The sequence below is a fragment of the Corynebacterium callunae genome (assembly GCF_046592015.1).
Lineage (GTDB): Bacteria > Actinomycetota > Actinomycetes > Mycobacteriales > Mycobacteriaceae > Corynebacterium > Corynebacterium callunae_A.
The window spans coordinates 45,415-66,604 of sequence record NZ_JAWVOB010000005.1 but is presented as its reverse complement, the minus strand read 5'-3'; the positions used below and the strand labels follow the sequence as shown (position 1 = coordinate 66,604).

Here is a 21,190-nt window from a genome sequence, read left to right as displayed (position 1 = left end):
TTCACCTTAGAGCAGCGAAGAAAGGAATTCCTTGGTGCGCTGTTCGCGTGGGTTATCCAGTACCTGTTCTGGGGTACCGGACTCAACCACCACACCATCGGCCATAAAGACCACCTGGTCTGCGACCTCATGAGCAAAGCCCATTTCGTGGGTAACAACCAACATGGTCATGCCTTGGTCAGCAAGCTGCTTCATCACGCGTAGGACTTCGCCAACAAGCTCGGGGTCCAAAGCTGAGGTTGGTTCGTCGAAAAGCATCAGTTTTGGCTCCATCGCAACCGCGCGGGCAATGGCCACGCGCTGCTGCTGGCCGCCGGACAGCTGCACCGGATAAGCGTCGGCCTTATGTGCCAGGCCAACCTGCTCGAGTAGTTCCATGGCGCGGGCGCGCGCCTGCTTTTCCGGCACCTTCTTCACGTGAATGGGGGCCTCGATGATGTTCTCAATCACCGTGCGGTGGGGGAAAAGGTTGAAAGACTGGAACACCATGCCAATATCGGCGCGCTGGCGGGCGGCATCCTTTTCGGAGATCTCATAGAGCACGCCCTCCTTTTCGCGGTAGCCAATGAGGTCACCGTCGACGTAGAGGCGGCCAGCGTTGACCTTTTCCAGGTGGTTGACGCAGCGCAGCATGGTGGATTTACCGGAACCGGAAGGTCCAATAAGGCAGGTTACTGTTCCTTTAGGGACCTGGAGGTCAATGCCTTTGAGCACCTCGAGGCGGCCGAAGTTTTTGCACACCTGCTGGGCGTCAATCATCAATTCAGACATTTACTTATTCTCCTTGGGAAGCTCAGGAACAACGGTGACATTGCCAGGGATGGCACCTTCGGCATCAGCCAAGGCAGCCAGCTGACGGGCGGTCAGGGTGCGGGTGCTGCCCTTTTCAAAGTGCTTTTCCAAGTAGTACTGCGCCACCATGAGGATGGAGGTGATCACCAAGTACCAGGTTGCAGCAACAAGTAGCATTGGAACTGGCTCGAAGAGGGAGTAAGCGATATCCATGCTGCGACCATAAAGCTCGAGGGAATAAGGAATCGCAACCACGAGGGAGGTGGTCTTGAGCATGGAGATCAGCTCATTGCCGGTTGGTGGGATGATGATGCGCATGGCCTGCGGCAAGATGGTGCGGCGCATGGTCATGGCCCAGTTCATGCCCAAAGCCTTAGAGGCTTCCATTTGTCCCTCGGGGACTGCTTGAATTCCGGAACGCACAATTTCAGCCATGTAGGCGGCTTCGTTCAGACCCAGGCCTACTACGGCGAGGATGAACATATTGGAAAGGAAGCTTTGCAGGTCAATCTCGGTAAAGCCGAGGTTGATGGACTGGTAGAGGGAGCCGAGTAGGCCCCAGAACACCAGCTGCACATAGATTGGGGTGCCGCGGAAAATCCACAGGTAGAGCCACGCGGAGCCCTGCAGCACAGGGTTTCCGGACATGCGCATAACGGCCAAAATGGCACCTAGTACTACACCGAGGATCATGGAAAGCACGGTCAGTGCAATGGTGTGCAAAGCTGCGGTGGCGATGCGAGTATCAAAAAGATAGGTGCGGTAGGTTTCCCAGCCATAAGCATCATTGTTCAGCGCGCCGATAATAAACCAGGCGAGAAGTCCCAGAATGATTGCTGCTGAGACCCAGCGGCCTGGGTGGCGCAAAGGCTTTGCCTCAATAGGTTTGGGTTGGGAGCGTTGGGAATGTTGGGCGTGCTGGTGCCCGCTTCGGGCATTCACATCAGACATAGTCAAAAAGTCCTTTTGCAGAAATAAGAATTAGATGGGCTTCAAACGGCAGCTTTAGCTAGCGGGACGTTCACTAAAGGGAACTTCATTGATGAGGGTCTCATCAACAAGTCCCTCCTTGATGCCCCATTGCGTCAGGATGCGCTCATATTCGCCAGTATCAATCAAGTGCTGGAAGGCAGCAGCCGCAGCTGGGGTGAGCTCAGAATCCTTGGGGAAAGCAAAACCAAAAGGTGCAGCCAAGAACATTTCGCCCACAACCTCAATGCGTCCATCGGAACGAGCTGCAGCCCAGGCGGTGATGGGGGAGTCAGCTGCCAGAGCATCGGCACGGCCCAAAACAAGGGCGGTAGCTGCGGTATCAGCAGTTTCATAGGACAAGATGGTGATGGGCTCTTTGCCCTCTGCCACACATTGTTCCGACTTTGGCATTACGTCGTCAGTTTCAGCAACGGTGGTGCGCTGCACCGCAACGGTCAGACCACAGGCGTTATTGGGGTCCACCGGGGTGTCGCGGTCGGTGGCCTGCGCCCACTGCACACCGGCGTAGAGGAAATCAATGAAGTCAAAGTTGGCGCGACGTTCCTCATTATCGGTAAAGCCCGATGCGCCAATGTCAATGGTACCGGCTTGAACCGAAGGCAAGATAAGGGAGAAATCCTGTTCCTGAGCGCTAAACTCCAGGCCCATTACTGAGGCCATGGCGCGGGCTAGATCCATTTCCACACCGATGATCTCACCATCAGAATCCTTGAACTCAAATGGTGGGAAAGGCGGGTTGGCGCCGGCGGTAAGCACACCGCGGCTGGCGACATCTTCTGGAACCAGTGCCTGAATTTCAGGAACGGCGACTGGGCTGATTTCTTCCCAGCCTTCGGGAGTTCCTTGTTCCTCATTGGTAACGCAGGAAACAAGGCTGAGTGAGGCTGCCATGATGCCAACAGCCGCCATCACCCTGCGTGACACCCTGGCCTGGGGTGCGGATTCGCGGCGCAGTGAAGATAGCGGCCGTTTTCGCAATCGGGTCAAACTCTCAATCATGGGCAAAATACTACCTGGTGAGGTGCCACAAACCAGCAGCGTGGTTGCCAAGAGTGCGCTTTTCGACGAAAAACTGGCGGTTTTAGCCCTGAATAGCCTCTGTAATAGGAGTTTCTCCACCACAAATATCGAGGGTGGTGCCGATGGTGGAATCATCTTTAAGAACGGCTGCGATGGTGGCAGCGACATCTCCGCGTGGCACATAAGTGGTTTCAGCAGGAATGAGCACCCGATTAATCTTTCCGGTGGGCTCGTCCAGGCTGAGGATATCTCCAGCCACGATGGTGTAATCCAAATCGCTGGCCCGCAGGTAGTCATCTGCAATGCGCTTGGACTCAATATAAGGATAAAAACCTTGATCCGGGGCAACACCATGTCCGGCACGCGCGCGGAGATAAGACATCATGACATAACGCTTTACTCCGGCTTGCGTTGCTGCATCCATGCTGCGAATGGCGGCGTCACGGTCAATGGCATAGGTTCTTTCAGCAGCACCGCCACCAGCTCCTGCGGACCAGACAATGGCATCAAATCCGCGCATGAGCTCGGCCATTTCGGTGGTGCTCAGCGCTGCAATATCCTGCACCACGGGGGTCGCGCCAGTATCTGCCACCTCTGCAGTGTGATCGGGATTGCGGAAGAGGCTCGTCAGCTCTTCTCCTTGCTCCACCAGAATTGGAGCTAGACGCATAGCGACCTTGCCATTTCCGCCGATAATCAGAATCTTTGACATATTTTTTCTCCTTTTCTATTTCGTGGGGATTTCGAAAAGTTTTCCCTCAGTGAAGGTGATGCTTTTAACACCCAAGTTCCGTCCACGCGCTGCAGGGTGCAGTCATAGATGGCACCAAAGATATTGCGTTCCAACAGCTCTGGCGTGGCGCCATAGGGGACGAGGCGATAAACCTGCAAGCGCGCAGTATCGCCATCTACCTCAACCTCGGTGGCGCCCATGGCATGGTGCAAATAGGGCCGTCCGGTGCGGAAAAGTAGCAGAGTGCTAAGAAACTCTCTTTTGCTTCGGAGCGGACCAAAGGGGGAGATATTGGTATAAAGATCATCCGCGAAAATCTCATCCATGAGCGATAAGTCCCATTGGTCAACAGCCCAGGTATAACGCGTAAAAGCATCCACTATTTGTTGCTCATCCGAGCCGAGTTCATCGCTATGTGGGAGGACATGCCAGGGACCATCCAGTGCGCTAAGCGGTTTGGGCAGGGGCGCCCCGGGTGCCCAGCCCAGTTGGTTACGAGGCGTGGGCCAGGAATTGAGCGTGGGATGTGAGCCATAAACCCAGTCCAGTTCAAAGCGGATGGTGGATATGTGCCAGCCGTTTTCGGCATGGTCCCAGGAATTGGCAAAGTGTCCGCCAAACCAACTGGTGCTGACACCCTGAATAACCGCAGCGGTGAGGTACACACTGTGTTGGGCCTTAATGCTTGCTACCGCGATGTATTCATTGGTGAGGTGATAACGGCTGAACTGCGATGCTGGTGCTGCTGCGTTTAAGGTGCTTAAGATTTCCGCGCGACCGTGAGCATCGCCCAGGTTGGAGGTTTCCATGGAAATCTCCGGCGCCAGGGTTGTGGCAACTGGGGTGAGATCGCCCTTTTCAAATGGTGCGATTAGGGCGTGGAATTGTGCTTGGATTTCTTCCCTAGCCAGCATCTACGACCTCTTTGAGGAGCTCATAGGAACGCAGGCGAGCCTGGTGGTCGTAGATATAAGAGGTGAACATGATTTCCTCGACCTCGGTTTGCTTCAAAAGGCCCTTGATTTGTTCCTTCACCGTTTCTGGCTTGCCGACGACAGAACCTGCCACGGAATTGTGCACAATGTTCATTTCCTGCTGGCTCATCTGACGAGGTGGCTGGATGGGCAGCGGATGTCCCTGGGCCAAGGCCAAGAAGTGTTGCTGGGTGGAGGAGAACTGGCGGACAGCTTCTTCATCGCTATCAGCTACCGCTAGATTCAGGCCCAGCATGACATAAGGCTCATCCAAAACTTCAGAAGGCTGGAAGTTTTGGCGATAGGTCTCGATAGCAGGGAAGGCAAAACCAGGGGAGAAGTGACCAGCAAAAGAAAATGGGAGGCCAAGCTTTGCTGCAAGGGTGGCGCTATAATCACTCGAGCCGAGTAGCCAAATGAGAGGATCTTTGCCTACTGCTGGGATGGCGGTGACATTAAGGTGTTTGCCGGTGCGCTCTGGGGTGAAGTAGGAGCGAAGTTCTTCCACCATGCCGGGGAAGTCATCGGAATTACTGCGACGCAGGGCGCGCGCGGTGATTTGATCGGTACCGGGGGCGCGCCCCAAACCAAGGTCAATACGGCCAGGGAAAATGGATTCCAGGGTGCCGAATTGTTCTGCAATGACCAAAGGGGAGTGGTTGGGCAGCATAATTCCGCCAGAACCGACCTTGATGTTCTTGGTGCGCTCGGCAACCAGTCCAATGAGGACTGAGGTAGCAGCGCTGGCAATAGGAGCCATATTGTGGTGCTCGGCGATCCAATAGCGGTCATATCCCCAGCGATCGGCGTGTTCAGCAAGATCGAGGGTATTGCGGAAAGCATCGGCAGGTGTAGAGCCATCGCTGATGGTTGCTAGATCAAGAATTGAGACTTTGAGATCATTAAGCGTTTTGGCTGACATGGAATGAATCTCCTCCAAATTAAAAGACGATCATAAGTATTGCGAAACTTCGATATTATGGCGTCAAGCAGGTAAATCTTTAAGGTGTTTACTTCTAAAGCTCTTCGGAAATGAAGTGGGCGATCTTTTTCATCGTCTCTTCATTGCGGCGATAATAGGTCCACTGGCCGACGCGCTCAGATTCCACCAAGCCTGCACGCTGCAGGATCTGCAAATAATGCGAGACCGTGGACTGAGACATATTGGCTTTTTCATGAATATCGCGCACGCATACACCACCGGCATTTCGGACTTCTTCGGTGGCATGTTTAGCGGGTTCGATGAAATAGCGGTCTGGTTCGCCGAGCCACTTCAAAATATCCAACCGCGCATCATTGGCTAGTGCTTTAAAAATCTCTACTTGGCTTGCCATGGTCTCAATACTAATCGAGAATTCTCGATGTGCCAATGAGGGGCCGCGGAGCGCGTCGAAAAGCGTCTTTTGTAGCTAGATTCTGCCGTGATCTATATCATGGTGGGGGTTCATTAGTGATCCGTCTCTCGTATATGAGGAGTTTGAATGTTAGAGAATAATTTTTATGGTGTTGAGGCTCATGGAGAGTATGAGACCGCGTCCATTGGGCGTTTGGAATTGGAGGAGGGTGGAGTAATTGAGGATTGCTGGTTAGCTTTTGCTACCGCCGGCACCCTGAATGAGGATAAATCCAACGCGATTTTGCTGCCTACCTGGTATTCCGGCTCCCATGGCGCATATTTCTCCACCTATGTTGGTGCAGGTCATGCCCTGGATCCAGAGAAGTACTTCATTATTTCCATTAATCAGATTGGCAATGGGCTTTCAGTTTCTCCTTTTAATACTGCCGATGATTCCATTTCCATGTCTAAGTTCCCGCAGGTCCGCATTGGTGATGATGTAGTAGCCCAGGAGCGTTTGCTACGTGAGCACTTTGGCATCACCGAGCTCTTTGCGGTGGTGGGCGGTTCCATGGGTGCGCAACAAACCTATGAATGGATCGTGCGTTTCCCTGAGAAGGTCAAGCGTGCAGCAGCAATTGCTGGCACTGCGAAGAACACTCCGCATGATTTCATTTTCACTCAGACTCTCAACGAGGCTATCGAATCTGACCCCGGTTTTAATGGCGGAGAGTACACCTCCCACACTGAGGTAGCCGATGGCCTGCGACGTCAATCTCATTTGTGGGCTGTCATGGGATTTTCCACTGAATATTGGAAGCGCGAAGAATGGCGCAGCTTGGGATTTGATAGCAAAGAAGCCGTGCTTTCCGACTTCCTGGACGCACTATTTTTGTCCATGGATCCCAACACTCTGCTCAACAATGCCTGGAAGTGGCAGCGCGGTGATGTCTCCCGCCATACCGATGGTGATCTAGCTGCAGCACTTGGCCGTGTGCAGGCCAAGACCTTTGTGATGCCCATTAGTGAGGATATGTTCTTCCCAGTGCGCGATTGTGCTGCAGAGCAGGAACTGATCCCTGGAAGTGAGCTGCGCGTCATTGAAGATAACGCTGGCCACTTAGGGCTTTTTGGAATATCTGCCAACTACATGCAGCAGATTGATAAGCACCTTGGAGAGCTTTTTGCTTCCTAAGAGTGTGAAGTGGCGGTCCAACTATTAAGTAATAGGAGGCCATCGTGTGAGGATGATCCCGGAGGTGCTGTCAGCGCCACAAAAAACATTCCGGGATCATTATCAAGATTCATGGCTTCAAAATTAAGGTCCAGGCTGCCCGCAATCGGATGCTGGAAAAGCTTTAACCCAGTGCGGTGCTCGCGGACATCATGAGAAGCCCACAAGGTGCGGAAATCCTCACTACTAACAGAAAGCTCTTCAACTAGGTCGCTTAATGTGCGATCTTGCGGATTACGCTCGGATTCAGCTCTGAGCAGGGCGACGGTTTGTTGCGCCACTACGGGCCAATCTCGATAAAAATCCTGGGACCGCGGATCTAAGAAACAATCGCTGCCTGGAAGAGCATTAATGGGCAGCAGGGGGTGACCCAGCCAAACTTGCTGGCGCATTGGTCACCCTTTCTGATTCTGAACACCTGCGATTGAGATTTGTTGTCGGTGCCGACGCCATGGAAGGTGTTGAGCAAAAACTCGCCACCATTAAGGGGCAGATTTATGCCCAGAGGGAACTATCTGCTGGGCTGGTTTTTGAGGACTAAGGGTTCGTCAGGTTTCCGGAGGTTTGCGTTAGTGGCGGTTTCGGTTGCTTTCGACGCGGCCACCCCGCCGTGCACGTACCGAGTTTTCCCCCGCCTTCCCAGCCGAGATTATCCGTGCCCCAGGAATCCTCAGTCCAGATTGCAAAATCATCTGCTTCCCGCTGACGTTGACGGCGCTCTCGCCGACTTTCTTCTCTTCGTTGTTCGCGCAGCTGTTTCGAATAATCAATCGCAGGAACCAGCTGGCCACAGTGGAGACATACTGCTTTGCCATCACGATTGATGGTAAGTGTTGGGCAAGGATCACAGGTCAACGGAGAATACCTTTCAACAAATATGGTCTTAGCTAAGTGGCGAAATGCTAGCAGCTAGCTCAGACAAATAAAGGTGATTTAAAGGCGATTTAGTGGTGGGGCTGCGCAATGCTTGTCCCCAGGCTTAGTAATCAGGTAGCATTCCCTTATCCTCGCCTGTGGTGGGCGGGGATATGTGGTGGGTTGGGTGGTTCCAATCCATGGTGGATCCCCGTACCAGGCGCCTGGTACGGGGATTTTGGGTTATCTCCTTATGCCTTAAGTTCAGAGGGTCGTTGCAACACTTTGCTCCTTAGAAGGGTGTAGCAATGGCCAACAGTTATGGCCCGTTTCATTCATTGACTAAGTCTGATCGTGCCAGACTAACAGTGTTGGTGAGGAATGGGATAGGAGAATTGAGGCATGTATTCCGACAAGCTGATTCTTTTATTCCTTTCTGAGCAGGATTCAAGCTATGAATGCTGCGTAGGTTTATTAGATGGCTCAGACGGACTTGATTATATTGAAAAGCTTCTGAAGGGTAGGAAGCTGAAGAACCATTTTCTTGAATGGGAAGATATTAACAAGGCTGATGTTGCTCGTGAAGAAATATATAAAGGGCAATTGGTGCATCTGGTGTTTGTGACGGCTCTTTCCACGCCTGGTGAAATTTCTTTTGTTTTTCCAGGTCAATCTCTCATGAGTGCAACACTCGAAGAAGACTTTGCTGCGTTTGTACTCGAAGAAGAGCGCAAATCATTTAGACCTGAACTGTCTCACCTGTGGTCACTCCCCGTGGGGTGGGTAGCTCCGGGGCTTGAGGATTTCGTGGAGCGTAATTCGTAGGCAGCTTGAACCACCGCTCTCTGAGCCGGGGGTCGGGCCCCTCCACCGGAATAAGAAAAGGAACCATTCGCTAAGCGAAGTGTGTCCGGTTAGTGACACGCCGACCGGACACACTTTTTGCTACTTAACCCCAAAAGAACGGCTGGAACCTGATTTCTAATTGGTTCCAGCCGTTTGCTTGTGTGTCGATTATTCTGACACTTTTCTGTCACTTTAGCCCTTTTCGGCTAAAGTATTTCAGCGTTTCCGCTGGTAGTGGTGCCCCTGGTGAGACTCGAACTCACACTGGACGGGTTTTGAATCCGTTGCCTCTGCCAATTGGGCTACAAGGGCATTAAAAATCAACCATAACAAGAACCCGAAAGAACTTGTCTTGCTGACTGGAAGAAATATTAGACCAAATTGCCCACAAAATGGAAATCGGGTGGTGAAGCGGGGGAATGTATCGCCAAATTACTCACTCGCCTACACTCGGATAAGTGACTGAGAAGACTGACCAGACCCTCATGCTTATCGACGGCCACTCCATGGCCTTCCGTGCATTTTTCGCCCTTCCCGCCGAGAATTTCTCAACAACGGGAGGTCAATCCACGAATGCTGTCTATGGCTTTCTCTCCATGCTCTCCACCTTGCTCAAAGAAGAGCAGCCCTCGCACATTGCGGTGGCCTTTGACGTGGGACGAAAGACCTTCCGCACGGATATGTTCCCGGCCTATAAAGCCCAGCGCGATGCCACCCCTCCAGAATTTAAGGGCCAGGTAGAAATCCTTAAGGAGGTGCTGGCAACCTTGGGCATTACCACCATTGAAAAGGTGGATTTTGAGGCCGATGATGTGATCGCCAGCTTGTCGGTAGCGGCAAAGCCCCTGGGATATAACACGCTCATCGTGACCGGTGACCGCGATTCCTTCCAGTTGGTTAATGACACCACCACAGTGCTTTATCCCATGAAGGGTGTTTCGGTTTTGCACCGCTTTACCCCGGAAGCCGTGGAGGAGAAGTATGGCCTCACCCCGCAGCAGTACCCAGAATTTGCAGCTCTGCGTGGTGATCCTTCCGATAACCTGCCCAATATTCCGGGTGTGGGTGAGAAGACCGCGAAGAAGTGGATCGTGGAATATGGCACCTTGGAAAATCTGCTGGAGCATGCCGATGAAATCAAGGGCAAAGTAGGCGATAGCCTGCGCGAACGCATCGATCAGGTACGCATGAACCGCAAGCTCACCGAGATGGTCAAAGACCTGGAGCTGCCGGTAGGACCTGATGATCTGGAGATGAAACCTGCACAGGTGCCAGAAATTGCCTCCAAGTTTGATGACTTGGAGTTTGGAACCAACCTGCGCGAGCGTGTCCTGGCTGTTATTAAAGCCGAGGGCAATGTGGCCGAAACTGTTGCTGAAGAAGCCGAGCAGGTTGTCGTCGATACGCTCCCTTTGGCTAAGTGGCTGCCAGCCCGCGCTGGCCAACCACTTGCGCTGGCACTCACCGGTGTGGCTAAACCTGCAGGTGGCGACGCTTATGTGGTCGGTATCGCCGATACCGCCCGCCATGCGGTCTTGGCCGATTTGGCTGATATCAGCACGGAGGACGAGGCTGCGTTGGCCACGTGGCTGGCGTCTGCGGACCCCAAGCTGCTGCACGGCGCCAAAGCCGCCTACCACATGCTGGCCGGCCGCGGTTTTGAGCTAAACGGGGTGGCGCATGACACCGCCATTGCCGCCTACCTGTTGCGCCCAGGGCAACGTACTTATGAGCTTGCCGACGTTTACCAGCGGCACTTACAACGCAGTTTGAGCACCAATGACAATGGTGGACAGTTGACTTTGCTCGATGCTGCCGATGATCAGTCCTTGGTGGACGATGCCATTGCGATTTTGGAACTGTCTGAGGAACTCACCAAGCAGCTTCAAGATATTCAAGCTTTTGAGCTTTATCGCGATTTGGAAATTCCACTGGCAGGAATTTTGGCGCGTATGGAAGCCATTGGCATTGCCGTGGATGTGGATACCCTCGAGCAGCAGCTAGAGGCCTTTATTGATCAGGTTGCTCAAGAAGAGGAAGCGGCCCGCGAGCTCGCAGGCGATCCCACGCTGAATTTGTCCAGTCCCAAGCAGCTGCAGGTAGTGCTTTTTGAGACCCTGGGCCTGCCCAAAACCAAGAAGACCAAGACTGGTTATTCAACCGCAGCCGCGGAAATTGAGGCGCTGGCAGTTAAGAATCCGCACCCCTTCTTGGATCGGTTGTTGGCACACCGCCAGGTGCAAAAGATGAAGACCACCTTGGAGGGTCTTATCCGCGAAGTTGCACCTGATGGGCGTATTCACACCACCTTTAATCAGACGGTTGCCTCAACTGGTCGACTGTCCTCCACGGATCCCAACCTGCAAAATATTCCGGTCCGTACTGAGGCTGGACGCAAGATTCGTTCCGCTTTTGTGGTGGGCGAAGGCTTTGAAACCTTGCTTACTGCCGACTACTCGCAGATTGAAATGCGTGTGATGGCGCACCTATCCCAGGACCCAGGTTTGATCGAGGCCTACCGCGAGGGCGAAGACCTGCACAATTATGTGGGTTCTAAGGTCTTTGATGTGCCAATTGATGGCGTTACGCCAGAGCTGCGCCGCCGTGTAAAGGCCATGTCCTATGGTCTGGTTTATGGTCTTTCTGCCTTTGGTCTTTCCCAGCAATTGGGAATCTCGGCCGGTGAAGCCAAGTCCATTATGGAGTCCTACTTTGAGCGCTTCGGTGGCGTGCAGCGTTACCTGGGTGAAGTAGTGGAAAAAGCCCGCAAGGCAGGTTACACCGAAACCCTCTTTGGCCGCCGCCGCTACCTGCCAGAGCTAACCTCCGATAACCGTGTGGCTCGTGAAAACGCGGAGCGCGCTGCCCTTAATGCACCTATCCAGGGCACGGCTGCTGACATTATTAAGGTGGCGATGATTCGCGTGGACCGGGAACTCCGTGCTGCCGGAGTGAAATCCCGCGTATTGCTGCAGGTTCACGATGAATTAGTGGTAGAAATTGCCACCGGTGAGCTGGAGCAGGTCCGCGAGATTGTGGAAAGAGAAATGGACAGCGCTATTACCTTGTCCGTTCCTCTGGAAGTTTCCGCAGGTGACGGCCCGAACTGGGACGCTGCCGCGCACTAGTTTTTGCGAGAGATTTTCCGTATTTAACTTGTGGGATTCGAGGTTGCGGGTTAATTCAAGGTTGCAATAAAAATGGCAGTGCCAGGAAAGAGTTGACCTCTTAATGGCGACCATTGGCCCCAGGTCTCAGTGAGATCTTGGGGCCATTCTGGTTCCAAAACCTGATCGAGCACAAAGCTTGCGTCGATAAGCTCTTTGATCCGCGCACCCATGGTGCGGTGCTGTTCGGCATAGGTTAATTGCCCGGTTTCCTCGTCTTCTTCCACGTAGCCACCCTGATCGAAGTAGCTGATGGTGGCGGTGAGGCCCGCGGGGCCGGGATCGTCGGGGAAAATCCAACGCATGGGATGGGTGATAGAAAAAATCAGTCGGCCACCGGGTTTAAGCACGCGGGCAAGTTCTTGCATGAGTGCCGCGGAATTCTCGACAAAGGGGATGGCGCCGAATACTGAAAATACCAGGTCAAAGGAGTTGTCTTGGAAGGGAAGTGCCATGGCATCGGCTTGGAGGAGAGATACTTTGTGGTTGGTGCCGGCGTGGCGCAGCATTTCCCGGGAAATATCAAAGCCGGTGATAAATGCATCTGGCACATCGTGGGATAACCAGCGTGAACAGGGCGCAGAGCCACATCCGATTTCGAGAATTTTCTTATTGCGCAGTTCCTGGGGGCGCCCGAGGAGTCTGAGATCTCTTTCGTGCAGCATCTCCGGGCACCAATAAAATTCGCCATGGGGATGGTCCGTGCCGAGATAAGATCCGTGGCGCTCGTGATAGTCCTGCGCGTCTAAATCCCACCAAGAGCGGTTAGCGCGTGAAAACTCATTAGTCTCACTGGTATCATGTGTGCCCATTCTTGCTATTGTATTTGCTCTAGCTGCAACAACGGCGTAGTCTTGGTTAGGCGTGTCGCTGCGTAGGGTATTGGCGTGTTCTTGTAGGAAAGCACACCGAGCTTGTACGTGAAATCAAAACCCCGTCCATACAGGGTATTTGGGAGACATTGCTTCCTGTCCATTCTAAATTTCCTATCCATTTCGGAGCAATTTACATATGCCCACCAACAATGCACCTCAGGTAGCCATCAACGATATTGGCTCTGCTGAGGACTTCCTTGCAGCAATCGACGCAACCATCAAGTACTTCAACGATGGTGACATCGTCGAAGGCACCGTGGTGAAGGTCGATCGTGACGAGGTTCTTCTCGACATCGGATACAAGACCGAGGGTGTTATCCCATCCCGCGAGCTTTCCATCAAGCACGATGTTGATCCTGACGATGTCGTCGAAGTTGGCGACCTGATCGACGCACTTGTCCTCACCAAGGAAGACAAGGAAGGTCGTCTGATCCTTTCCAAGAAGCGTGCTCAGTACGAGCGTGCATGGGGAGCCATCGAGGAGCTCAAGGAGAAGGACGAGCCTGTTACCGGCACCGTCATCGAGGTCGTCAAGGGCGGCCTTATCATCGACATCGGACTGCGTGGCTTCCTGCCAGCATCCCTCGTCGAAATGCGTCGCGTTCGTGACCTGGACCCATACATCGGCCAGGAGCTCGAAGCTAAGATCATCGAGCTGGACAAGAACCGCAACAACGTTGTTCTTTCCCGCCGTGCATTCCTCGAGCAGACCCAGTCTGAGGTCCGTTCCGAGTTCTTGCACCAGCTCCAGAAGGGCCAGGTCCGCAAGGGCGTCGTCTCTTCCATCGTCAACTTCGGCGCATTCGTCGATCTCGGCGGTGTCGACGGACTGGTTCACGTTTCCGAGCTTTCTTGGAAGCACATCGACCACCCATCTGAGGTTGTCACCGTTGGCGACGAAGTCACCGTTGAGGTTCTCGACGTTGATCTCGACCGCGAGCGCGTATCCCTCTCCCTGAAGGCAACTCAGGAAGATCCATGGCGCGTCTTCGCACGTACCCACGCTGTGGGACAGATCGTGCCAGGCAAGGTCACCAAGCTTGTTCCATTCGGTGCGTTCGTTCGCGTCGAAGAGGGCATCGAGGGCCTCGTCCACATCTCCGAGCTGGCTCAGCGCCACGTTGAGGTTCCTGACCAGGTCGTCGCTGTTGGCGAAGAGGTTATGGTCAAGGTCATCGACATCGATCTCGAGCGTCGTCGTATCTCCCTCTCCCTCAAGCAGGCTGATGAGGACTACACCGAAGAGTTCGATCCATCCAAGTACGGCATGGCTGACTCCTACGACGAGCAGGGTAACTACATCTTCCCTGAGGGCTTCGATCCAGAGACCAACGAATGGCTCGAAGGCTTCGATGAGCAGCGTCAGGCATGGGAGGCTCGCTACGCAGAGTCCGAGCGTCGCTTCACCGCTCACACCGCTCAGATCGAGCGTCGTCGCCAGCAGGCAGAAGAGGCAGCTGCCGAGGCTCCTGCAGGCAACTACTCCTCCGAGTCTGAAGAGGCAGCTCCAGCAGCAGCATCTTCCGAAGAGACAACCGGTGGATCCCTCGCTTCCGACGAGCAGCTTGCTGCTCTGCGCGAGAAGCTTGCAGGCAACTAATAATTCCTGCACCTAGCACTAAGGTGTCCATTGACGTTGACAGTGGACATCATTAGAGCTTGCTCCGCATAAACACCCCGTTTTCATTTGCTTTAGGGCAAAGGGAAGCGGGGTGTTTTGTATGCTTTTGGGTTCGGCTCTTTTTTTTGGGGGGGGGCTTGCTCGCTGAAATGCGGGAGAAGCTCAGGGAAAATGTCGCTTCGGGGCTCAAGAAAACCCTGGAAGTGTCTCGGACATCTCTTGTGAGGGCATAAAAAGACCTGAGTGGCCTTAAACTGTGCCAGATCCTACAAGTAAAGGGTTTGGTATTTAGTTTTTGTAGACTCAGGGACAAATGAGCATGCTTTTTTGTGCCAGAATCTACAAGAATCAACAAGGGGTGCTTGAGTTTGTAGGATCTGGCACAGATAGTGAATTTAATAGCTAAAAGGGCTCAAAAATGTCCCCTCAGATTAGCGTTTGAGGCCCTGAAGAGGAAGCGTTGGGGCTAAACCGTATTTGCGGAAATTCATCGCTTTATCGGCCTTTGAAAAATTGGGGGAACTTTTTCAGCCCTGAAGCGTTAGGTAAAGGTTTGGCCACTTATAGCCTTTGTAGTGGCCTTATGTGGAGTTCTCCGGCGCAAAACTTTTGTATTTGTTTGTGCCTGTGTGTTTCGTCTTGTTTTGTGAGGTATTCGGACATATCATTAGGGAGACTTACCACTTATTCGGACGTAAGTGTTCCCCATCACAAAGATTGGGGAGCTTGCCTGAAGAAACTAAAAAGCAGCCTGAGCAATCAGGAAAAAATTTTGTTTTGTGTGCAATCGTTTTCTTGAGAAGCCAACCCATCTACCGGATGGGGAAGCTCCGAAGAATTGGTATGCGCTGCAGGATCGAACCGCGGTCCTGACGGCTCCATTTCGTTGCGGTGGATAACTTCCTGCGGGAAGACTAAAGCCGCGCGTTCAGAAAGGTTTGACATGGCGTCCAAACTCACGACGACATCGCAGCATATTCTGGATAACCTCGGTGGTCCAGACAATATTACGTCGATGACCCACTGTGCCACTCGTCTGCGCTTCCAGGTTCGAGATCAATCTGCAGTTAAGCAAGCAGAGATTGATTCCGATCCTTCCGTGCTCGGCGTTGTGCCACAGGGCTCTACCGGTATGCAGGTAGTAATGGGTGGATCTGTTGCCAACTATTACCAAGAAATGCTCAAGCTTGATGGTATGGGCCAGTTCGCTGGTGGCGATGCTCCAAAGCCAGCAGCATCCAAGAAGGAATATGGCGGAGTTCGAGGCAAGTTCTCTTGGGTGGACTATGCCTTTGAGTTCCTCTCTGATACCTTCCGCCCAATTCTGTGGGCACTGCTTGGTGCCTCCCTGATTATTACTCTCCTTGTTCTTGCAGATACCTTCGGTTTGCAGGACTTCCGCGCACCAATGGATGAGCAGCCTGATACTTATGTATTCCTGCACTCCATGTGGCGTTCGGTTTTCTACTTCCTGCCAATCATGGTGGGTGCTACCGCAGCTCGTAAGCTTGGAGCTAATGAGTGGATCGGTGCAGCTATCCCAGCCGCACTGCTGACCCCAGAGTTCCTCGCACTTGGCTCCGCTGGCGATACCGTGACTGTATTCGGTATGCCCATGGTGTTGAACGACTACTCCGGCCAGGTTTTCCCACCACTGATTGCAGCAATTGGTCTGTACTGGGTGGAAAAGGGTCTGAAGAAGATCATCCCTGAAGCAGTGCAGATGGTGTTCGTGCCATTCTTCTCCCTGCTCATCATGATCCCAGCTACCGCATTCCTGCTTGGACCTTTCGGAATTGGCATTGGTAACGGCATCTCCAACTTGCTGGATACTGTTAACAACTTCAGCCCATTCATTCTGTCCATTCTGATTCCTTTGCTCTACCCATTCTTGGTGCCTTTGGGCTTGCACTGGCCACTAAACGCCATCATGGTTCAAAACCTGAATACCTTGGGTTATGACTTCATTCAGGGACCAATGGGCGCCTGGAACTTCGCCTGCTTCGGCCTGGTCACTGGCGTATTCTTGATCGCTTTGAAGGAAAAGAACCGAGGAATGCGCCAGGTTTCCATGGGTGGCATGCTCGCTGGTTTGCTCGGCGGTATTTCTGAGCCTTCCCTTTACGGCGTGCTCCTGCGCTTCAAGAAGACCTACTTCCGTCTGCTGCCAGGCTGCTTGGTCGGCGGCATCGTGATGGGTATCTTCAACATCAAGGCATACGCTTTCGTGTTCACCTCCTTGCTCACCATCCCAGCAATGGATCCTTGGTTGGGCTACACCGTTGGTATCGCAGCAGCATTCTTTACCTCTATGCTTCTGGTTCTCTTCTTCGATTACCGCTCGGATGCAGAGCGCGAAGAGGCAAAGGCACAGGCCGCTGCAGCTCAGGCAGCTGAGGATAACAACACCGCAGCACCTGCTGTTGCTCCAGCAGCAGCAGGTACCGCAGTCGCAGGTGGCGCAGCCGCTGCAACCGCAGTAGCCACCAAGCCTCGTCTTGCAGCTGGTGAAGTGGTTGAGATTGTTTCTCCACTCGAGGGCAAAGCAGTTTCACTGTCTGAGGTTCCAGATCCTATCTTCGCTGCTGGCAAGCTGGGACCAGGTATCGCCATTGAGCCAACCGGAAATACTGTTGTTGCTCCGGCAGATGCCACCGTTATTTTGGTGCAGAAGACCGGCCACGCAGTTGCTCTGCGATTGGAAAGTGGCATTGAGCTGCTCATCCATGTTGGCTTGGATACTGTCCAGCTGGGTGGCGGAGGCTTCCAGGTTCACGTGGAGCGCAAGCAGCAGGTCAAGGCTGGAGATCCTTTGATCACCTTTGACCCAGAGTTCATTCGCTCCAAGAACCTGCCATTGATCACCCCAGTTGTGGTCTCTAATGCAGCGAAGTTCGGTGAGATTGTTGGCATCGAAGCAGCACATGCAGACTCCACCACGACCGTCATCAAGGTCAATGGAGCGGAATAGCCTCAAAAAACGCCCATAACAGGGCAAAAAGCACTAATCTGGTCAGTATGTTAAAGATTGGACTGACCGGTGGGATCGGCAGCGGTAAGTCAACCGTTGCCGATCTTTTGTCGTCTGAGGGATTTTTGATTATCGACGCAGACCGCATCGCCCGCGAAATTGTTGAACCTGGCCAACCCGCCCTTGCAGAACTCGTAGAGGCCTTCGGGCCGGAAATCCTCAATGAGGATGGAACCCTGGATCGCCCAGGTCTTGCAGCCAAGGCCTTCGTGGATCCGGAACACACAGCGCTGCTAAATTCGATTACGCACCCAAAGATCGCGGAGGAAACCGCGCGTCGTTTTGCAGAAGCTGAGGCCAATGGCACCAAGGTGGCCATTTACGATATGCCCCTGCTGGTAGATAAAGGGCTAGACCGCAACATGGATATGGTGCTGGTGGTGGACGTCAACGCTGAGGAGCGCGTGCGTCGCCTCGTCGAAAAGCGCGGTTTGGGTGAGGAAGATGTGCGTCGCCGCATTGATTCGCAGGTGCCTGATGAGGTGCGTTTGAAAGCTGCTGATGTGGTGATTGACAATAACGGTAGTTTGGATGATCTTAAGGCGAATATGAAGAAGGTTATTGCGGAGATTTTGACGCGTTCTAAGTAGCATCCTTGGACAGATATTTATCTGATTCACGATTGCAGTTTTTCGTCAGCATCAAGATACGTTGCAACCTAAACCCACACCAGCCCTCCCAAAAGCGGTATTCTAGCGCCCATGAAGATTTGGAATACTGGTCCCTTTGATAACGAGGAAGCTCAGGAAGTGTTGGAGGATCTCCGCGAGGGGCACCTTGATCCTGCGGAGTTGTTACCTGACATTGGCCAGCGGCATATCGAGGAGGACCAGGGTGCGCTGATTATCGCGCTCGCACACCTGGCGGCCGGCAATCAGCCTGCAGAAGGAGCGGAGGTGGACGTCGAAAGGCTCCAAACTCCGGCGATGAAGGATAAGCTGCGCCAATGCCTGGAAGCGGTATTGATTGATGACACAGTTTCGGCGCTTTATGCGCGCTGGCAGCGCGAGGGTGAGAAGCTCCACGAGTGGAAATCGCATTCCTACGTGCTCTTAAAATAAGACGCTTTTCGACGAAAAACCGCTGCGCGGACGCGAAACTGGGGTAAATGGCTAGGCTTAGTGCTTATGAGCCTTCACCCAAATGTTGCGCCATTTTCCTTCTTAATCGGTACGTGGAGTGGACAAGGCAGTGGATATTATCCGACTATTGCGGGTTTTGAATACCGCGAGACCGTAACTTTTAGTGCGATTCCTGGCAAGCCCTTTTTGCGCTACGATCAAAGGACGCAGGGTGCACACGGTCCGATGCATACCGAGCTGGGATTTTTCCGTCCTGTGGGGGAGGGCAAGCTGGAATTCACTCTCGCTCAGCCCACGGGCCAAACTGAGCTTTTGGAAGGCGCTGTTGCAGAGTTTGATGGCGAGCTGCGCTTTGATTTTGAGCAGTCCACTGTGGTGAACTCACCGACTGCTAAAGAAGTAAAAAGCACTGCGCGTTTTTATGTGTTAAATAAAGAACGCACAGTGCTTAAAACTCGTTTTGATATGGCTGCTGCAGGTCAGCAATTGCAGCAGCATTTGGAAAGCCACTTAGAAAAGCAGGTTTAGCCGACTCGCTCGACGGCGGTGATAACCAAGTTCCAGAACTTTTCAAAGTCCAGCTCTACCGCAACCTGAGTGGTGCAATCGGCAGGCGCTGGGGAGCGGAAATCTGCAACGGTCATTCCGGTGGTGAGCGCACCCGTGAGCTCTACATCAAGTGGAGCCTTGCGCGTGGTGAACACTGAATTATCGATGAGGTAGGCAACGGCGCAAGGATCGTGCACTGGTGGGTTATCAAAGCCCTGGGCATCTTGGTAGTTCTTGCGGAAGGCGTCGAAAAGCGCGACGACGAAATCGGCGACGTCGGTGCCCAGCTCGTTGAACTTGGCTTCGATCTCAGGTGTTGCGAGTGCCTGGTGGGTAAGGTCGAGGCCGACCATGGTCAGTGGCCACTTTTCGTTGAATACGATGTGGGCTGCTTCGGGGTCGATTTTGATGTTGAATTCGGCTACGGCGGTCCAGTTTCCTACGTGGTAGCCACCGCCCATGAGGACAACTTCCTTGACACGCTCGGCGATGCGTGGTTCTTTTCGGACTGCTAGCGCGATGTTGGTCAGTGGTCCGGTGGGAACCAGGGCTACGGTGCCGGGTTCATTGTTCATGATTGTGTCGATAATGAAGTCCACTGCATGGACATCTTCCACCTGTTTGGTGGGTTCTGGCAGCTCAAAGTTGTGGATTTCCATGCCGGTATCGCCGTGAATGTCTTCGGCTACTTCAACGGAGCGCACTAGTGGTCGGGTGACACCACGGTAGATAGGGGCATTGATATCTGCGATGGTGGCTACGACCTGCGTATTGTGGGTGACCTTGTCCAACGTCTGGTTGCCGCCGACCGTGGTGATTCCAAGCAGTTCAATTTCTGGACTACCGGCTGCGAGCAGCATGGCTACAGCGTCGTCGTGTCCTGGATCGCAGTCGAGGATGATCTTGGTGGTCATAGGGGAAAACTCCTTAGTTCAAGTATGAGGATTTAGCTGGCGGCTTGAGCGGCTTCTTCAGCCTGGACTTGGGCTGCCACTGTATCCGTGATTGATTCTGGGCGTGGGATCAGCAGGGAGCAGAGGAAGGCGAGGACCAAGATGATCACGCCAGCCCACATGCCTGCGGCGTATCCTCCGTCGTTGTCACCGAATGCCGTGGAGACTGCGAAGAGGATGGCGAAGGAAATACCTGCACCCAAGTTGAAGGCACCGGCGTTCATGCCAGGCAGATAGCCTTGGTTGTTAGCAGGGGAGAGTACGATGCCCAGGCCATTGAGCATGATGTTGGCAATACCTGCATAAGTAATACCCACGAAGATTGAGATTCCGAGGTATTCGACACTGACCAGCGGGTGCTTAACGCGTTTTTCGATGTTGTAGAAGAAGATGACTCCGGCGATACCGATGATGAATAGCACAACCACAAGGACCCAGTTTGCTGCACCGAGCTTGCCGGCTTCGTTGAAGGCCATGAGCAAGGAACCAATGGATACCGCCAGGGGCAGCACACCAAGCCAGTCCATCTTCGGGGTTTCTTCAGCGGTGGATTCCTTCACACTGAAGGGGAGCGAGAGGGCAGCGACAGCACAAAAGGCAGCCATGACCCAGAAGATGGAACGGAAACCAAGCGTTTCAGCCAGCCACCAGCCATCGCGTCCACGCCGCCGATACCACCGTTGACAGAGGTGACAATTCCGAGAAGCAGCGCATATTGCTTTTCATTGGTTACCTGCTGACGCAGAATGATCAGACACAGTGGCACGGTTGGGCCAGCAACACCTTGAATCAGACGACCCAGGAAGAGGATGGTCACATTCGGAGCAAAGGCAGCGACAACACATCCAATACCGGTGACAATCATCATGCCGACCAGCACTTTGCGGCGACCAATCAGATCACCCCAACGTGGCAGGAACAGGGAAAACAGTGCAGCCGCGGTGAAGAAGGCAGTCTGCGTCATACCGATTTGGGCAGCTGTTGCATTAAGTTCAGTTTCCATCGTAGCCAGCGCTGGCGCCAGCATTGACGCGTTGAGCTGGAAGGCGAATACTGCGACCAGTAGAGCGATCATCAATGGTATGACTGTGGCGGCCGAGGTTTTACTCGGCTGAACAGGAAGTGACAT

The 21,190-nt window shown here is 53.4% G+C and carries 20 protein-coding genes, 1 tRNA gene and 1 pseudogene; 9 read left to right on the top strand and 13 right to left on the bottom strand.

From position 1 onward, the window contains the following. Positions 1 to 6: 6 nt before the first annotated feature. The 7 genes from SFC07_RS07125 to SFC07_RS07095 form a co-directional block, all read right to left on the bottom strand. Positions 7 to 771, bottom strand: a complete 765-nt coding sequence (locus tag SFC07_RS07125; RefSeq protein ID WP_411207538.1) for an amino acid ABC transporter ATP-binding protein — start codon at positions 769 to 771, stop codon at positions 7 to 9. Beyond that, entirely contained in the window at positions 772 to 1,743 is a 972-nt protein-coding gene (locus SFC07_RS07120; protein WP_411207537.1) for an amino acid ABC transporter permease, read from the bottom strand. It abuts the gene before it with no gap. A gap of 54 nt (positions 1,744 to 1,797) precedes the next feature. Beyond that, on the bottom strand, positions 1,798 to 2,694 hold the full coding sequence (locus tag SFC07_RS07115) for an ABC transporter substrate-binding protein (RefSeq protein ID WP_411207667.1): 897 nt from the start codon (positions 2,692 to 2,694) through the stop codon (positions 1,798 to 1,800). Positions 2,695 to 2,866: 172 nt separating this feature from the next. Then, positions 2,867 to 3,517, bottom strand: coding sequence for an SDR family oxidoreductase (locus SFC07_RS07110; protein WP_411207536.1), 651 nt, complete (start codon positions 3,515 to 3,517; stop codon positions 2,867 to 2,869). Then, positions 3,502 to 4,452 (bottom strand): nuclear transport factor 2 family protein, encoded by a 951-nt coding sequence (locus SFC07_RS07105; protein WP_411207535.1) that lies wholly within the window; start codon positions 4,450 to 4,452, stop codon positions 3,502 to 3,504. The genes SFC07_RS07110 and SFC07_RS07105 overlap by 16 nt, the downstream gene beginning before the upstream one ends. After that, a complete protein-coding gene (locus SFC07_RS07100) occupies positions 4,442 to 5,434 on the bottom strand; it encodes an LLM class flavin-dependent oxidoreductase (RefSeq protein WP_411207534.1) in 993 nt (330 codons plus the stop codon). Before SFC07_RS07100 ends, SFC07_RS07105 begins: the two co-directional genes overlap by 11 nt. 94 nt (positions 5,435 to 5,528) lie before the next feature. Beyond that, positions 5,529 to 5,846 (bottom strand): ArsR/SmtB family transcription factor, encoded by a 318-nt coding sequence (locus tag SFC07_RS07095; RefSeq protein ID WP_411207533.1) that lies wholly within the window; start codon positions 5,844 to 5,846, stop codon positions 5,529 to 5,531. Positions 5,847 to 5,993: 147 nt separating this feature from the next. Here SFC07_RS07095 and SFC07_RS07090 point away from each other — a divergent pair, with 147 nt between their 5' ends. Beyond that, positions 5,994 to 7,043, top strand: coding sequence for an alpha/beta fold hydrolase (locus tag SFC07_RS07090; RefSeq protein WP_411207532.1), 1,050 nt, complete (start codon positions 5,994 to 5,996; stop codon positions 7,041 to 7,043). On the opposite strand, the gene SFC07_RS07085 is transcribed toward SFC07_RS07090, so the two are convergent. Next, entirely contained in the window at positions 7,040 to 7,474 is a 435-nt protein-coding gene (locus SFC07_RS07085; protein WP_411207531.1) for a hypothetical protein, read from the bottom strand. The genes SFC07_RS07090 and SFC07_RS07085 overlap by 4 nt on opposite strands. Here SFC07_RS07085 and SFC07_RS07080 point away from each other — a divergent pair. Then, positions 7,474 to 7,623, top strand: coding sequence for a hypothetical protein (locus SFC07_RS07080; RefSeq protein ID WP_411207530.1), 150 nt, complete (start codon positions 7,474 to 7,476; stop codon positions 7,621 to 7,623). The genes SFC07_RS07085 and SFC07_RS07080 overlap by 1 nt on opposite strands. A 28-nt stretch (positions 7,624 to 7,651) precedes the next feature. On the opposite strand, the gene SFC07_RS07075 is transcribed toward SFC07_RS07080, so the two are convergent. Continuing rightward, positions 7,652 to 7,897, bottom strand: a complete 246-nt coding sequence (locus SFC07_RS07075) for a hypothetical protein (protein ID WP_411207529.1) — start codon at positions 7,895 to 7,897, stop codon at positions 7,652 to 7,654. A gap of 442 nt (positions 7,898 to 8,339) precedes the next feature. Here SFC07_RS07075 and SFC07_RS07070 point away from each other — a divergent pair, with 442 nt between their 5' ends. Further along, entirely contained in the window at positions 8,340 to 8,762 is a 423-nt protein-coding gene (locus SFC07_RS07070) for a hypothetical protein (RefSeq protein ID WP_411207528.1), read from the top strand. A gap of 256 nt (positions 8,763 to 9,018) precedes the next feature. Here the strand turns inward: SFC07_RS07070 and SFC07_RS07065 are convergent. Continuing rightward, positions 9,019 to 9,095: transfer RNA gene (locus SFC07_RS07065), tRNA-Leu, on the bottom strand. Positions 9,096 to 9,268: 173 nt separating this feature from the next. Here SFC07_RS07065 and polA point away from each other — a divergent pair. Continuing rightward, a complete protein-coding gene (gene polA / locus SFC07_RS07060; protein WP_411207666.1) occupies positions 9,269 to 11,911 on the top strand; it encodes a DNA polymerase I in 2,643 nt (880 codons plus the stop codon). Between the two features lie 50 nt (positions 11,912 to 11,961). Here polA and SFC07_RS07055 read toward each other — a convergent pair whose 3' ends face one another. Next, on the bottom strand, positions 11,962 to 12,762 hold the full coding sequence (locus SFC07_RS07055) for a class I SAM-dependent methyltransferase (protein WP_411207527.1): 801 nt from the start codon (positions 12,760 to 12,762) through the stop codon (positions 11,962 to 11,964). 199 nt (positions 12,763 to 12,961) lie between these two features. Here SFC07_RS07055 and rpsA point away from each other — a divergent pair, with 199 nt between their 5' ends. The 5 genes from rpsA to SFC07_RS07030 all read left to right on the top strand — a co-directional run bounded on the left by rpsA (position 12,962) and on the right by SFC07_RS07030 (position 19,087). Then, on the top strand, positions 12,962 to 14,425 hold the full coding sequence (gene rpsA / locus SFC07_RS07050; protein WP_411207526.1) for a 30S ribosomal protein S1: 1,464 nt from the start codon (positions 12,962 to 12,964) through the stop codon (positions 14,423 to 14,425). A gap of 964 nt (positions 14,426 to 15,389) precedes the next feature. Continuing rightward, positions 15,390 to 17,417, top strand: coding sequence for a glucose PTS transporter subunit IIA (locus tag SFC07_RS07045; protein WP_411207525.1), 2,028 nt, complete (start codon positions 15,390 to 15,392; stop codon positions 17,415 to 17,417). A 47-nt stretch (positions 17,418 to 17,464) separates the two neighbouring features. Next, positions 17,465 to 18,067, top strand: a complete 603-nt coding sequence (gene coaE, locus SFC07_RS07040) for a dephospho-CoA kinase (RefSeq protein WP_411207524.1) — start codon at positions 17,465 to 17,467, stop codon at positions 18,065 to 18,067. A 111-nt stretch (positions 18,068 to 18,178) separates the two neighbouring features. Further along, the gene (locus SFC07_RS07035; protein ID WP_411207523.1) at positions 18,179 to 18,538 is read left to right on the top strand and encodes a DUF4259 domain-containing protein; all 360 of its coding nucleotides are present in this window, start codon (positions 18,179 to 18,181) and stop codon (positions 18,536 to 18,538) included. A gap of 66 nt (positions 18,539 to 18,604) precedes the next feature. After that, positions 18,605 to 19,087 carry an FABP family protein gene (locus SFC07_RS07030; RefSeq protein ID WP_411207522.1) on the top strand — a complete coding sequence of 161 codons (483 nt, stop codon included), beginning with the start codon at positions 18,605 to 18,607 and terminating at the stop codon, positions 19,085 to 19,087. Here SFC07_RS07030 and SFC07_RS07025 read toward each other — a convergent pair. Continuing rightward, positions 19,084 to 20,022 carry a nucleoside hydrolase gene (locus SFC07_RS07025; protein ID WP_411207521.1) on the bottom strand — a complete coding sequence of 313 codons (939 nt, stop codon included), beginning with the start codon at positions 20,020 to 20,022 and terminating at the stop codon, positions 19,084 to 19,086. The genes SFC07_RS07030 and SFC07_RS07025 overlap by 4 nt on opposite strands. Before the next feature lie 32 nt (positions 20,023 to 20,054). Continuing rightward, positions 20,055 to 21,190 (bottom strand): annotated as a pseudogene (locus tag SFC07_RS07020) (MFS transporter).